This window comes from Weissella koreensis KACC 15510, from assembly GCF_000219805.1.
Lineage (GTDB): Bacteria > Bacillota > Bacilli > Lactobacillales > Lactobacillaceae > Weissella > Weissella koreensis.
The window spans coordinates 1-13,550 of record NC_015759.1 but is presented as its reverse complement, the minus strand read 5'-3'; the positions used below and the strand labels follow the sequence as shown (position 1 = coordinate 13,550).

15 protein-coding genes are annotated in these 13,550 nt (G+C 31.2%); 12 read left to right on the top strand and 3 right to left on the bottom strand.

Annotated features, from left to right (window positions below; genetic code table 11):
• Positions 1-132: 132 nt before the first annotated feature.
• Complete coding sequence (locus tag WKK_RS00075) at positions 133-534, bottom strand: hypothetical protein (protein ID WP_158306217.1); 402 nt, start codon at positions 532-534, stop codon at positions 133-135.
• Positions 535-1,606: 1,072 nt separating this feature from the next.
• On the opposite strand from WKK_RS00075, the gene WKK_RS07165 reads away from it, so the two are divergent.
• Both WKK_RS07165 and WKK_RS00065 read left to right on the top strand, forming a co-directional pair.
• Positions 1,607-1,903, top strand: coding sequence for a hypothetical protein (locus WKK_RS07165; RefSeq protein WP_013989056.1), 297 nt, complete (start codon positions 1,607-1,609; stop codon positions 1,901-1,903).
• A gap of 558 nt (positions 1,904-2,461) precedes the next feature.
• Complete coding sequence (locus WKK_RS00065) at positions 2,462-3,268, top strand: hypothetical protein (protein WP_013989055.1); 807 nt, start codon at positions 2,462-2,464, stop codon at positions 3,266-3,268.
• 242 nt (positions 3,269-3,510) lie between these two features.
• On the opposite strand, the gene WKK_RS00060 is transcribed toward WKK_RS00065, so the two are convergent.
• Entirely contained in the window at positions 3,511-3,846 is a 336-nt protein-coding gene (locus tag WKK_RS00060) for a hypothetical protein (protein ID WP_013989054.1), read from the bottom strand.
• 26 nt (positions 3,847-3,872) lie between these two features.
• On the bottom strand, positions 3,873-4,856 hold the full coding sequence (locus WKK_RS00055; RefSeq protein WP_013989053.1) for a VOC family protein: 984 nt from the start codon (positions 4,854-4,856) through the stop codon (positions 3,873-3,875).
• A 275-nt stretch (positions 4,857-5,131) separates the two neighbouring features.
• On the opposite strand from WKK_RS00055, the gene WKK_RS00050 reads away from it, so the two are divergent.
• The 10 genes from WKK_RS00050 (at position 5,132) to WKK_RS00005 (ending at position 12,834) form a co-directional block, all read left to right on the top strand.
• Complete coding sequence (locus WKK_RS00050) at positions 5,132-6,976, top strand: heavy metal translocating P-type ATPase (protein WP_013989052.1); 1,845 nt, start codon at positions 5,132-5,134, stop codon at positions 6,974-6,976.
• A 23-nt stretch (positions 6,977-6,999) separates the two neighbouring features.
• Positions 7,000-7,230: a heavy-metal-associated domain-containing protein gene (locus WKK_RS00045; protein ID WP_013989051.1), complete on the top strand. Its 231-nt coding sequence runs from the start codon at positions 7,000-7,002 to the stop codon at positions 7,228-7,230.
• Positions 7,231-7,233: 3 nt separating this feature from the next.
• Positions 7,234-7,788, top strand: a complete 555-nt coding sequence (locus WKK_RS00040; RefSeq protein WP_006844804.1) for a hypothetical protein — start codon at positions 7,234-7,236, stop codon at positions 7,786-7,788.
• Entirely contained in the window at positions 7,778-8,422 is a 645-nt protein-coding gene (locus WKK_RS00035) for a Crp/Fnr family transcriptional regulator (protein ID WP_041942379.1), read from the top strand. The genes WKK_RS00040 and WKK_RS00035 overlap by 11 nt, the downstream gene beginning before the upstream one ends.
• Before the next feature lie 367 nt (positions 8,423-8,789).
• Positions 8,790-9,518: a hypothetical protein gene (locus WKK_RS00030; RefSeq protein WP_242821440.1), complete on the top strand. Its 729-nt coding sequence runs from the start codon at positions 8,790-8,792 to the stop codon at positions 9,516-9,518.
• Positions 9,494-10,039 (top strand): RusA family crossover junction endodeoxyribonuclease, encoded by a 546-nt coding sequence (locus WKK_RS00025; RefSeq protein WP_013989048.1) that lies wholly within the window; start codon positions 9,494-9,496, stop codon positions 10,037-10,039. The genes WKK_RS00030 and WKK_RS00025 overlap by 25 nt, the downstream gene beginning before the upstream one ends.
• Entirely contained in the window at positions 10,039-10,569 is a 531-nt protein-coding gene (locus WKK_RS00020; protein ID WP_006844799.1) for a hypothetical protein, read from the top strand. The genes WKK_RS00025 and WKK_RS00020 overlap by 1 nt, the downstream gene beginning before the upstream one ends.
• A gap of 1 nt (position 10,570) precedes the next feature.
• A complete protein-coding gene (locus tag WKK_RS00015) occupies positions 10,571-11,443 on the top strand; it encodes a hypothetical protein (RefSeq protein ID WP_013989047.1) in 873 nt (290 codons plus the stop codon).
• A 275-nt stretch (positions 11,444-11,718) separates the two neighbouring features.
• Complete coding sequence (locus WKK_RS06985; RefSeq protein ID WP_013989046.1) at positions 11,719-12,342, top strand: hypothetical protein; 624 nt, start codon at positions 11,719-11,721, stop codon at positions 12,340-12,342.
• An 84-nt stretch (positions 12,343-12,426) separates the two neighbouring features.
• Complete coding sequence (locus WKK_RS00005; protein ID WP_013989045.1) at positions 12,427-12,834, top strand: hypothetical protein; 408 nt, start codon at positions 12,427-12,429, stop codon at positions 12,832-12,834.
• Positions 12,835-13,550 lie beyond the last annotated feature (716 nt).

Genomic DNA, 13,550 nt, shown 5'->3' with positions numbered 1-13,550 from the left:
GAAGAGATTTTTGGAAATTAATTTTGGTGAATATCCGTGATAAAGCATTTTAATTATTAGACCGTCTTCCGGATATTTTTCTGAAAATTCTTCTATTAATATTTTTAAATTTGAAAAATTATATAGATCCATTTAATATTTGATATCTAACTCCATAGAATCAAGAGATAAATTGCGTGTAGATATATATGTTATGCGATTCTTATCTTTATTAGATCCTGTATGTTGGTTTCTACGCCATACAGTTAATTCTGCGATTTTCAACCTGTGTGTCATAACGTGGCTCAAAATGAGATTTCGATCTGATATGAACGCATTTAATCCATTCCAAATGGCTTCAAGAAAGTAACTGTAAAAATCTTCGTATGAAATATGAACACCAACGTTATTAGCACGATAAGAAGCATTTTTAGCTTTTATCTTTATATTTTTATCAATCTTTGTGAATATTTCGTCATAAGTTAAATCATTTAATTGATATTCATTCTGCATTAAAATATTTTCAACATTTGTCCACATAGCACCAATCTCCATATATATATTTAATAAGTCATTAATATTCGTATATAAGTAATTGTTGCTAGTAATATCATTTTGTGACAAAAATATTTATTGGTATGATGTAATGACTAAATTAGTGTGGTTAAAATAAATATGAAATAAATTTATTTAATTAAAAAAGCACATTAATGTGCTTTCTGTTATTTTTATATGGAGTAAATACTTATGAATTTGTGTATGAGAGTTGAGAGCGGTGATTTACGTGAAGATATAATTTATATACCATTTAATAATTAAATATGTTTAAATAAATTTATTAGATATAAGGAAATAAACAAACCCACTGAACCCACTGATAGAATGATATTAATGTTGAAGAAATTTTATACCAAAAAAATTATGGATAAAATAATCTAATAAATAACTAAAACAGTCAGATGTAAAGTAATCGCATATTTATTAAGATCTATGAAAATGGAAAATACATACAATAAGAGTTTAAGGGCTGAAATTCGGGCCGTTTAGTTTTAGTTGAATCTGGGGTGTTGGAAATATAACTTACCGTACATTCCTAATTCTTACTCCAATTTTTTGACTAATATAGTATTTCATTTTAGTTTTCCATATAGTGATATTTTTATAAAATTGTTATTATTAAAATTAAGCTATTATTAATCCATAATAAACTGCGACATACCTTTAGATCAGCCAGTTAGATCAAACGGCTCATAACCGTTCGGCCGTAAGTTCTAGTGGCAGGAGCTATATAAAATAAAAAGCTGCTACTGGATTAACGCCAATGACAGCTTTTTATATAGTTGGTTAATAAAGCAGAACTTGAATTATCATATGAATACCACGCTTTGTTCGGAAATTATAAAAGGCACAGGTATTTACAGGTTAAACAAGATTATATAAAGATATTAGTGGTTTTAAGTAAAGACAGAGGTGCAGTAGTGGTATTTTGTCGTACATTATTGCTGTTGCCTAATACATTGTATTAAAATTTAGCACCTTATAATATAATTAAGTTAAATATTTAGATTAGTTGGTGAATACTGTGCTTATTTTATTATTGTTTCTACAGTTTATATTGATAATAACGATGTTTATTATTTTCCTCAGAGAAAGACAATTTGCTAGAATTTTTGGAGATGAAAAAATACATATAAAAGGACTGTCAAAAGAATTATTAGACCGACAAAATAATTATTTTAAATCAAAAATTAGTCATTGGTATATTATATTAAATAAGTGGTTTTTATATATGGGTATGGGATTTTTATTTGTTGGCATTACGTTTCTTATGTCGTGTATTAATCTTGCAATATCAAATTTTCTATTAGGAATTGCCTTTTTATTATTAACTTTTGATATGTTAACGTTAAAAAAAATCGATTAACAAAAAATGACATAAGAAGGTCTTATATTAACAAACATTTAGATAATAATCTGGAATTTTCATACTTTTCCATGATAGACTTGAATAATTATAAAACTTATGTAAATCATTTATCGGTTGTTTTTATATTACTTAGTATAGTATGTTTTTTAATTTCGATTATATAAATAAATGTACGTTTACATATTTAACAAATAGATTCTGGGTATAAATAAACTTTTTTTGATTATTTTTCATACCTATTACTTCAAAATTAGCAGAAATTAATATGTAATAGTTTGACGTGACTGTTTTAGTTTCAACTAATTTTCGGGTAATTTTTAAATTTGGTATCTGTAAATCCCTTATGATCAGAGGCTTTGGTAAATACTACGGGTTTCATCATTTGTTTAAATTAAAACGAAAAAAGATTGAAACATTATTGTTTCGGTCTTTTTCATTTAAAATAACTATTTGCGTGGGATTTTTAATGTATTAAAGCAATTTAATGAAATTTTACATGTTGGTTTTTGATCAGGTAGTGCTTCAGCATCAACATCGGACAGTAGTTCAACTTCGTTGAATAAGCCAGAAGATCCAGATGCATCAAAGTCAGTATCTAATTCAGCAAGTGAATCTGATAGTATCTCAGTAAGTGCATCAGAATCAAATTCAAATGAATCAAATTCAGTGTCAGCCTCAGATGATGCCTCAAAGAGTACATCAAAGAGTGCCTCAACATCAGATTCAAATGAATCAGATTCAGCAAGTGCCTCAAAGAGTGATTCAATATCAACGTCAAGCTCAAAGTCAAAGAGTGAATCAGAAGGATCAGATAGTACTTCAGCGTCAGATAGTAATTCAGAATCAACATCAAGCTCAAAGTCAGCATCTAATTCGAATGGATCAGATAGTACTTCAGCCTCAAATAGTGATTCAGAATCAACATCAACTTCGGGTTCAACATCAAATTCAGAAGGATCAGATAGTGCTTCAGCATCAACATCGGACAGTAGTTCAACTTCGTTGAATAAGCCAGAAGATCCAGATGCATCAAAGTCAGTATCTAATTCAACAAGTGAATCTGATAGTATCTCAGTAAGTGTATCAGAATCAAATTCAAATGAATCAAATTCAGCGTCGGACTCAGATGATGCATCAAAGAGTACATCAAAGAGTGCCTCAACATCAGATTCAAATGAGTCAGATTCAGCAAGTACATCAAAGAGTGCATCAGGCTCAAACTCAGAGAGTAATTCTAATTCAGAGAAATCAGAATCAGATAATAGCTCGAAGAGTGATTCGGCTTCAGCCTCAGGTTCAAATTCAGAATCACACTCTGATGATTCACAAATTAATTTGATACTAGAATCTTTTTTAATTTAATCAATCGAGACATCAGGAGTAGTATTAAAAGATGAAGGCCACGTTGATATGAATCATGCAAGGCATATATAGAACATGGATTTATCCCATCAATTAATGGAATATAGAAGAATACAAAACTAATTAAATCATGCTACGTATATATAGCAACAATACTATAAAGACATAAAAATGGGCATAAAATAAAAAAAGGAATGGAAAATATAATCCATTCCTTTTTTATTTTATTTTAGGGTTATTTTTCAGTTTTTTAAGTCTTTAATGACTAAGCTTCTAAGAAATTCATGAGATTCAAAACTCACAATTGTTTCAGGACTATAATCAATCATATGAGAATTCAAGCATACTTGGCCAGAAAATTCATTTATTTGTAGATTTGAGACTTCTTTAGAGATCATATCAAAAGTGAATTTAGAACCTAAATCGTATTCTCTAATAACTTTATCATTATGAAGAATCACAATATATTTCACAGACAATAAATCATCAATATTAATTTTCCAAGGACCTCGGATATCTTCCAAACTCAAGTCATTGTCGTCTTGCATAACTTTTAAAACTAAAGTATCTTTTACCATAATTTATAATCCTCTGTATAAAAATCTTATCTATTAAATTTACCATCTATTTTGCTAAAATTTGTTTTAAATTCATCCATGTTTTCGTTACTTATATAAGGCTTTACTTGGTTAAAAGAAACATTTTTCTTTGCGTAATGTTCTAATAATAATTCTCGTTGGCTTTCAAATTTTGGAGGCAGGGCAAAAGTAGTACCTAGTTCTAGAATTGACTCATCAAGAGTGAATCCAGGATTATTTGTAGCTAGTTCAACTCGATTTCCATTGGGCTCAATAAAATAAGCTGATTTGAAGTAGCCACGGTCAACAAATAATTCTTGAGTATATCCTAACTTTTTTGCTTTATTCCAAAAATACTTTAAATCAGATTCACTTTCGACGCCTAGAGCATAGTGATCAGTAGAACCCCAACCAAATTTCGACTTTTCAGTGTTTTTATCAGTCGGAATTAGTTCAAGAGCTTCGCCATCATCAAGTTTAATGATATTGTCATATGTCTTAATTTCAAGTAATTCATCAAAGAATTTAATGGTTTTATCGATATCAGGAACGTGCATTTCAGCACCGACAACACCAGTTATTTGGAAATCAGCATCCACATCGCTCATACGATTAATATGCCAGTCGAAATTCACTTTATTGGTTTCTTGTAGTCTTATCGGAATATTATCATAATCGACAAAATGTAATCTTCCTTTGTCATCCAAATTTGATTTAATGTCAAAATTAGCAAGACGCATTTTCCAAAAATCGATTGATTCCGTGGGAACAGAAAAGTGAATACCACTAAAGAAGTTTAAACCATCAAATCGTTCATGAAAATGATCAATGGGGAAGAAAGTAACTACCGTTCCAGGAGTACCTAGAAAGTCGCCATAATATATATGCCTTCTTAGAGGCTTTGCTTGATTAACAGAGTTCTTAATAAATCTTAAACCTAAAATTTCAGTATAAAAATGAAAGTTTCTGTCAACATTCTCTGTTAACAGAGATATATGATGTGTTCTCATTGTTAATCTCCTTTGATATCAATATGATAATTATATTATAATACGTTCGATTTAACTTACAATATGTAAGTTAAATATTTTGAAAAATATTTTTATTAAGTATTAAATAAGGCTAGTAGGAAGGAAGTAACTAAATGTACTTTTTTACTAGCTTTTCTAAGTATGGATATATTCTTTTTATTAGATGGAGAGGTAAACTTGATACCTATCAATTTATTTTTCAATAAAGCAGCATACAATAAGTTTAATCAATAAATAAAAGAAGGAGGTTGAACATGTACGCAATTCAAAATTTATTTAAAAAATTCCAAAAAGAAAATTTAATAGGAATGACTTTATTACTAATTTTAGCTTTTGGATTCAAGTTTGGTAATTTAATTAATTTATCTCAAATAATGATGTTGTTGACAGCTCTAATAGGGGTGTTACCGATTTTAATACGGGCATTTAGTGCATTAAAATATAAGAGTATTGCAATTGAATTATTAATTTCAATTGCAGTTATCGGGGCCCTGCTAATTCATGAATATGATGAGGCCGGAATTGTTGTTTGGCTTTTTGCTATAGGCGATTGGTTACAAATGATAATGATGAATAAGACACGGCAATCGATCCGTGAATTAATGGATACATTTCCAACAACTGCTTTAAAAATTTCCACACCTGATGACCGTCAATATCAAGAAGTTGATATTGACGAACTAGTTGTTGATCAATATGTTTTGGTAAAATCTGGATCAACAATTCCTGTTGATGGGGTAGTGGTTCAAGGAAGTAGTTATGTTAATGAGGCTAGCATTACTGGTGAGTCAAAACCTGCTCATAAGAAAGTACTATCAAAAGTATTTGCGGGGACTATCGTTAATGATGGCACAATCGTTGTTCAAGTTATTAAAATTGGGGATGAGACCGTATTTGGTAAATTGATCGAGTTAATTGAGGATGCCCAAGATAGTCAGACTAAAGAACAAAGATTTGTCGATAAATTTGCACGATATTACACGCCAGTCATTCTTGTTTTGGGAATTATAGTTGCTCTATGGACTAAAAATATGGAGACTGCTATAACAGTGTTAGTTCTTGGATGTCCCGGAGCTTTAGTGATTGGAGTGCCTGTTTCAACGGTCATGGGTATTGGTATGGCGGCTAAGAATGGAATTATTACTAAAGGAGCTGCTAATTTTAATATTTTGAGTCGAAAGAATTATTTTATTTTCGATAAAACGGGTACTTTGACAGTAGGGGAACCAACAGTAGTTAATATTAAAAACCTATTAGGGGATCGAGAACATAATATTAAACTATTAGCTAGCGTGGAAAATGAATCGAATCATCCTTTAGCTCGTGCAATATTGAATATTCATAATGATGACAATGCTCTTTATTTAGCTCAAGATGTTAAAAGCATTGCTGGTCAGGGGATGCGAGCTCAAATAAATCATAAGTCTATCTTAGTCGGTAATCAAAAAATGATGAAAACAGAAAATATTTCAATTCCATCTTTGGTTATGAATAAGTCTGATTCTCAAGTAATATTAGTCGTTGATCGACAAGTGCATATGGTATTAATGATCAATGATCAACTTCGTCCTCAGATTAAGGAAAACTTAGATCAAATCAAACAGCAAGGAGCTAAAAAATTAATGCTTCTATCTGGAGATAATCAAGCTGCTGTGGATGTTGTCGCAAATAAATTACCTTTCGACACAGCTATCGGTAACCTGTTACCTGCTGATAAACTCGCCATTGTCAAAAAATTACAAGTGCAAGGAGAGTCAGTTGTCTTTGTAGGGGATGGTATTAATGATGGGCCAGCTTTAAGTCAAGCTGATTTAGGAATTGCAATGGGAGGCGGAACAGATATTGCAATTGATGTATCTGATCTAGTGTTAGTTAACTCTGATCCTGTCCAAATTTCTCTAGCTATTAAAATTGCACATGCAACAATGCGTAATATGAAACAAAACATATTCATAGCTTTGGCTACTGTATTGATCTTATTTGTAGGCCTTTTCACCAATTATGTTGATATGTCTATAGGAATGTTAGTACATGAATTAAGTGTCTTGTTAGTAGTTATAAATGCTCTAAGTTTGAACTATTTAAAATCATTATTTTAAAATTAGAAAAGGAAGTAATAAAGATGGCGAATATTAAAGTGACAATGCAATTAGATGATTTATCTTGTCCATCATGTATGATTAAAATTCAAAAAGCATTATCTGGACAATCAGGTTTATCAGATATAAAAGTGCTTTTTAATGCCAGTAAGATAAAATTAAATTTGGATGATACGCTTAATGATGTTGATCAAATTAAAATAATTTTGAATCATCTTGGTTATCCTGTCCAGAGGGTCACAGTAAAGGAGTAATTCATGACTAATCAAGTAAATAATAAGTATGAAAAGGAAATACAAAGAGCGGACTATGAGCATCATCATCCAACGGCAGGGGCTATGATTGGACATATTGTAGCCAATCTAACAATTCATTCTTTAAAGATTAAACAAACGGCTTTATTTGCACCTGATAATACGCAGTTGTTTTTAAATCAATTTGCTAAAGATTGGTATTGTACTGAACAAAATTTCATTTGGGAATTAAGTCAAAGTTTGCGTGATGAGAATGATCTAGTTCCTACCACTCAGAAGGATATGCAAGAATACACAGGTTTGGTCGAAGATGCATCAATAAAATATCAGTCAGGATCAGATCAATTGTTCGACCTAGTTAAAGACTTCGATAGCCAATTGCTTTATGTAACTAAGGGAATTACCTTAGCACAAAAAGAACAACATTTTGGTGAAAGTAAACAATTAGAACAGCTTTATATTTGGGTAAAGGCTCAAATTGCTCAAGGTCAGTTGTTTTTAGGCCATGACATTAAGGAAGGACTTTATATTGAAATCGAGGATGGGGATGATGAGTGAGCATCTATGTGTGCAGTTCGTACCTTTGTTTCAAAAATTAAAGCAAGCTGATCAAAAAGAAATCGAAAAATTAATTAATCATGTTGTGGTTCAAAAAGGTGAGGTAGTTTATGCTCCAAATGATAGTCAACAGTTGATTATACTAGAGTCTGGGCGCTTGAAAGTGGAAAATTTAATGGAGAATGGGGATGCACACTTTCAAGAAATTATGCAGTCTGGTGATTTTATGGGTGAAAATTGGCTATTTGGTGCCGAAAATAATAATGTTTTTCTAACTGCAGAAGAATTATCTCAAGTTTGCCGAATTGATGCAGAACAATTTAGAAGTTTACTAATTGATCTGCCACAGTTGAGTTATGAATTAACTAAACACATGGTTCGGCAGATCAATGAAGTTAATCGCCAAAATTATTATCTAACAATCTACAAAATTAAGGATCGAATTATGGCTTATTTTATGGATTTAAGTGCTGAACAAGAAAGTTATACTATTCAATTGACATTGAGTTTAAAAGATACAGCTTCTTATTTAGGTACAACACCTGAAACGCTGTCTAGAAAAATACAAGAACTAACTCATCAGAACAAATTTGATCGAATAGGAATAAATCAATTTGTATTATTTGAAAAATAGTAACGAATATATAATTAGAATGTTTTAAATTTTAATTATTGATACCATGAATGATTTAATTATAGAATTTAACATTAATATATTAGACTTAAGCTTCAAGAAAAAATTGCTGATGGTGAAGTCAGATTTTTTTTTGAAGCTTCTTAGTTTAACTAAAGAGATTAGTAATAGTATGTGAAATATTTTAATTGAAATCATAATATTAATAAGCAAAGTATATATTAAAAAATTAAGAAGTTGTAGTTAATTATTATCAGAAATAATTTTAGAAAGTGTTATTTTTAATTGTTATAAAGCGTAAAAATCAAAGAAATAATGTACGCTGAATAATGTGTTTAAAGCAATTATAAAGTGTTACAATGAAAATATGAATAAAGTAATTAAAAAAGGAGTTACTACTATGGCTAATGATTTTTTCAAGATAGATGACTCGCGCAAGCGTAAGCATTTAATTGATGTTTTACAAGTAAAAAAACGTAGGGCAGATATTAGCGAAGAAGAGCTTTTAGAAGCTGCTGGGATTTCTAGTAGTAAATTAGAACGGCTTGGTATTAATTTACGCAAGGCAAAGACTGAAGATGAACAAGTTAAAGTTATTGATAATGAAATGACGCACGGAGCGGTAATGGGTGCATTGAAATTAATTGATCAAAAGGGAATGAAGCATGTTCCTGCACCAGCTAAAATTGTTCGTACAAGGGAATCAATAGAGGCTCAACGCAAGGCGTTTGAGGCTAAACGCGCTAAAAGTGAACAAGAAGCTAAAGAATTAGCTGCAAAAAGTGTTGTTAACGTCACAACGCAACCACAAATCGCTATGCCTAGTGCTGAACAAGTGGCAAGAAAGACTGAAGCAGAAGTGGCAAGAGATATTGCACAAGAAAAAGCCAATAGTGAAAGAGAACTTGAGGCTGCTTCACAAGCTAAAAATGTTAATAAGCCGTTTAAATTATCAGATAAATTGATTAGCTTAAAAGAAAGTATAGCGAACACGGATCCAAATGTTGATCCTGATCATTATAGTTACATGGTGAAAATTGCAGATAAACAAGAAGTAAAGGAACGAGACGAATGGACGAAAAATCATCAGAAATAGTGAATAAAGGCTATAGCTTTGTTATCCCCATAGAACCTATGCCCGCACCTCGTGCGCGTTCTAGTAAGAATGGTGGGTATTTCAATGACGATTACTCAATATGGCGGAAAAGAATTGAGTTGTGGTTAACGGAATACTTGAGCCAGACTAAGTTTGAGATGATTTTTTACTTATCAGGAAGCCAAGAAGGATATAAGACTGTTCGAGATATTAAGAGCGGTCAACCACGTGACGATAATGGACGTTTAAGGGGTAAATTACGTTCTGATTTCCAAGGATGGGAATTGGGCTTAACTTTTGTATTAAAGCGTCCAGAGGGCGAAATACGCAGCTATCCCACTAATAAATCCGATTTGGATAACATGGTTAAAGGTGCAGTCGATTCATTGTTTGAGCACCCTGCTTTTAAACAGACAGGTCTCAATGATTCGTTTATTCAAATTACAAAAGCAATGAAAAGATATACGATATTAGATTCAGATGAAGTGCCACATATTGAAGTGACGATGAGGTATTTGTAATGGGGACAACAACAGATCGCATTGAGCGTGAAATGGGCTTGGTCAATGATGTAATGTCACAAGGAACGGAGTTCTTAACGGAACTTGATAATCATAGATTAACCACAAATGCAGTTAGAGCATGGCGACTTAATATAGGACGTTCGTTAGGACGTTTGTCAGGTGATAAGGCTAAAGATTTAAGTGAAGATGAGCTGAATGAACTCAATTCGAAGATTAATGAAATAAATATGGATAAGGAGGATTTAGATGTGGCGGTCATATTAAGAACTGACGATCAAGCGAACGATTATTTGAAGAAGTTAAAAAATCGCAAAAGAGAACTGACTGCTTTAAAAAATCAACTTGGGAAAGTAAAAATTGCCAACAGTCAAGAAATCTTAAAATCGATCAATGATAATTTATCAGCCGTTGAAGCTAACAAAAGTAAAGTATTAGCATGGCAGTTAGATAACCAAAACAAAGCTTCTGAAGCGGATTTGGAAGAATTGAAAGCTATGGTTATAAAAATGAACAGCGAGATTATGTGATATGGAAATATTTAAGCTAGATATACAAGATGGAAAATATGTTATTGATGTAGATATTGATACCCTTGTGGACGAACTTCAATCATATATTAATAACCCGCAATCACGTATACCTGTCAATTCTGAATTAGGTGGTTGGCATGACAAATATCTTGATGATTTGAAAGATGTTAATGGTGATGCGACAGCATTAAGAAGCTTTGATTATTTGGGGCTTATCTTGGACGCTCTATCTAATAAATACGATGATGCTATGACAGTTGATGTTGAAAATAGCATTGAACCATTAACGTTAGAAGACTTACCACCAATAGCGAAAGTTCAATTGGATATGGAAGTTAATGGCTTGCCGTCATTTATTCCGTTCACAGATTTGCCTTTGGCTAATCAACGAGAAAACGATACTATCCCCGATTATGTCATTGATTACTTATTGAGTTATAGCAAGGCGTCAACTTTTAAAGAAACGCTTAGCTACATTGAAGAGATTAATTCTTACGCTAGTCAGTATGGAACTATGCCACTCGTTATATCTACCGTGACAGATGGGCGAATTGAAGTATTACGTAAATTACTTGATGAATTGCTGAGTGTCTCGGCTGAATTTAATGATTCCCACTCTTCACTTGGCGCTAATGTGATAACTAAATTTGTAGAAAGCGCTGAGAATGCGAGAAAGACTATTTCAGGCGAAGCTAAAGATTTACGTATAACTAATGTCAGATCAGCATTCATGAATTTACAGACAGCTTCTGAGCAACTTAGAAGCTGGTTAATGACGTCTTGGGCTCAATATGGTGGAGAACCTGAGAATTTTAAAATGAAATATAATCATGAGACTGCGGAATTAAGTGCGCTGTCAGCTATGTTTTAAAATTCTATCAACAACCATCTTGTAAATTTAGACTAACATTTCAATACAATAATACCCCCTGTAGTCTAGTAAGTAGACTACAGGGGGTATTATGTAAAAATAGTCCATAAAATAAATTATCCATTAACTTTATGACGTTATTCAGTTAATCTTTATTTCATGTTTAAATAGTTTTTTTAAAATTTTATTAGAAAGTTGATTAAAAAATAAAAATTTGCTAATATATACATGTAAACGTTTTCACAATGTAAAAATTATAGAAGGTAGGTCTTTTTATGAAAAAGTTTTTTTGGTTATTTCTTATAATTTCTTCTATATTTGTTGGAGTAACAAATATAGATAAGGCTTATGCATCTAAAAAATATGATTTTGATGTGAATAAGCCTTATGGAGGATTACCTGATTCAGAAAAAATGTTGAAATTACCTGACGGCGGACTACTTTATGGTGAAATGGTTACGTCTGATATGAAGACAGGAAAAGTTTTGCAACGATATAATAGTCATACTGATTCAAATAGTGTGACTATTAGTGAATTAAAAAAGCAGCCTAGCAAGGTTGTTCCTATGCGTATGTCACCTCCCTCAGAAGTACAGACATTAGGGGCTAATGCATTCTATCAGTCTAATTCATTTAGTGGTTCTGGTCTTCGATTTGGTGGGTATTATTTCCAAGCTGCTTCTGGGACAGGTGGTACTTATCTATTGTGGGGTTCTCATGGTGATAGTGGTATGGTTGCAAGTCCATATGAAGCTCAACAGACTTATTTATATTCAGATCCAGCACATGCATTTGGTAGTGTTGTAGGAAATAATCAACAAATTTATAAAAATGGTGAGGCTTGTTACTACAGTTTTAATCCAGCCAATGGATCATATTATGGTGTAGCTAACAGATAATAATATATATTCAAAAGGGATAAGTATGTTGTGTACTTACCCCTTTTTTAGTATATTGATATAAATATAAGAAAGAGGTATTTTATGAATTTAAAAGGTATATTAATTTTTTTGAATTTAGCTTTAATTTCAACGGTTAGTTTTGCAGTATTTACTTTTAGTAATGTTAATGCTGTTAGCTTAACTTCTACAGAATCAAAAAAAATAGTAAAAAATGAGTCAAACATTACAATTAATGCTGTTTTGGACGAAGCGCTTAAGTATGGTAAAGAATACGCAATAAATAAATTTACTGTTGATGGTTTTAATGGAGAAGAATTACCTGTCAATATGCCGATTGAATATGATGGTTCCGGATTTTTATATGGAGACCAATCTTCTACAATTAATGATCTTGAAACTGGTAAGGTCATTAATATTAATAATGCTAAATTCGATAATGGATCAACCACTGTTGGTGAAGTAAAGAATGTTTTAGCTAATATGAAATAGTTTAAACTCTATATGATAAAGATTCATATTTAAATACGTTATCTAATCTGAACCCCGTTAGTTGGAGAAAAATAATGGGGTTTTTATTATGTCTTAAAAAGAGAGTTGAATTTAATTACTACTAAAAATTGTTATATGTGGTCCAGCTACAATATGATTCTGGGAATGTGGTGCATATGAATAAGTCATCTGAAAATAAAATACGCTCATTTAAGATCATAAAAATGCAAATTAGGAATATTTACCTGCTAGAACCTAAAAGTGTGTTCTTGAGCATTCTGAGCGTGATAACGGCATTTTATTATATAACTTTATATGATCTTTCAAATAAACATAAGTATAAAAATGATTATCAATTTATCACTACCCTATCACGTTGTTTTGACTGTATTTTGACAATTTATTGACACAAAAGGCGTTGATTAAACTAAAATTGAACGATATTTTAATGATTTACAGCAAAAATGATGATTTAAATAACGAATATTAAAAACTAATAATAAATATGAATTAATAAATATTACAAAAACTGTTAAAAAACAGCGCGTTTTAAAAATTGTTTTCATTTAATTAATATTTTTAATTTTTAATTAAATCGTAAAAAATTACGAATTAAAACTAATAACAATAATTATTAAATCTAAGCGTAATTTTTTACGAAACCTCAAAGGAAGGAATCTGCATATTTTACGAACTAGTTATAAGGCTACATTATA

Excerpts from the sequence above, each read along its gene's own strand:
- WKK_RS00050 (WP_013989052.1), top strand. The coding sequence starts at position 5,132 with ATGTACGCAATTCAAAATTTATTTAAAAAATTCCAAAAAGAAAATTTA.
- WKK_RS00030 (WP_242821440.1), top strand. The coding sequence starts at position 8,790 with ATGAATAAAGTAATTAAAAAAGGAGTTACTACTATGGCTAATGATTTT.
- WKK_RS00015 (WP_013989047.1), top strand. The coding sequence starts at position 10,571 with ATGGAAATATTTAAGCTAGATATACAAGATGGAAAATATGTTATTGAT.
- WKK_RS00025 (WP_013989048.1), top strand. The coding sequence starts at position 9,494 with ATGGACGAAAAATCATCAGAAATAGTGAATAAAGGCTATAGCTTTGTT.
- WKK_RS00020 (WP_006844799.1), top strand. The coding sequence starts at position 10,039 with ATGGGGACAACAACAGATCGCATTGAGCGTGAAATGGGCTTGGTCAAT.
- WKK_RS00040 (WP_006844804.1), top strand. The coding sequence starts at position 7,234 with ATGACTAATCAAGTAAATAATAAGTATGAAAAGGAAATACAAAGAGCG.
- WKK_RS00075 (WP_158306217.1), bottom strand. The coding sequence starts at position 534 with ATGGAGATTGGTGCTATGTGGACAAATGTTGAAAATATTTTAATGCAG.
- WKK_RS00045 (WP_013989051.1), top strand. The coding sequence starts at position 7,000 with ATGGCGAATATTAAAGTGACAATGCAATTAGATGATTTATCTTGTCCA.
- WKK_RS06985 (WP_013989046.1), top strand. The coding sequence starts at position 11,719 with ATGAAAAAGTTTTTTTGGTTATTTCTTATAATTTCTTCTATATTTGTT.
- WKK_RS07165 (WP_013989056.1), top strand. The coding sequence starts at position 1,607 with ATGTTTATTATTTTCCTCAGAGAAAGACAATTTGCTAGAATTTTTGGA.
- WKK_RS00055 (WP_013989053.1), bottom strand. The coding sequence starts at position 4,856 with ATGAGAACACATCATATATCTCTGTTAACAGAGAATGTTGACAGAAAC.
- WKK_RS00005 (WP_013989045.1), top strand. The coding sequence starts at position 12,427 with ATGAATTTAAAAGGTATATTAATTTTTTTGAATTTAGCTTTAATTTCA.
- WKK_RS00035 (WP_041942379.1), top strand. The coding sequence starts at position 7,778 with ATGATGAGTGAGCATCTATGTGTGCAGTTCGTACCTTTGTTTCAAAAA.
- WKK_RS00060 (WP_013989054.1), bottom strand. The coding sequence starts at position 3,846 with ATGGTAAAAGATACTTTAGTTTTAAAAGTTATGCAAGACGACAATGAC.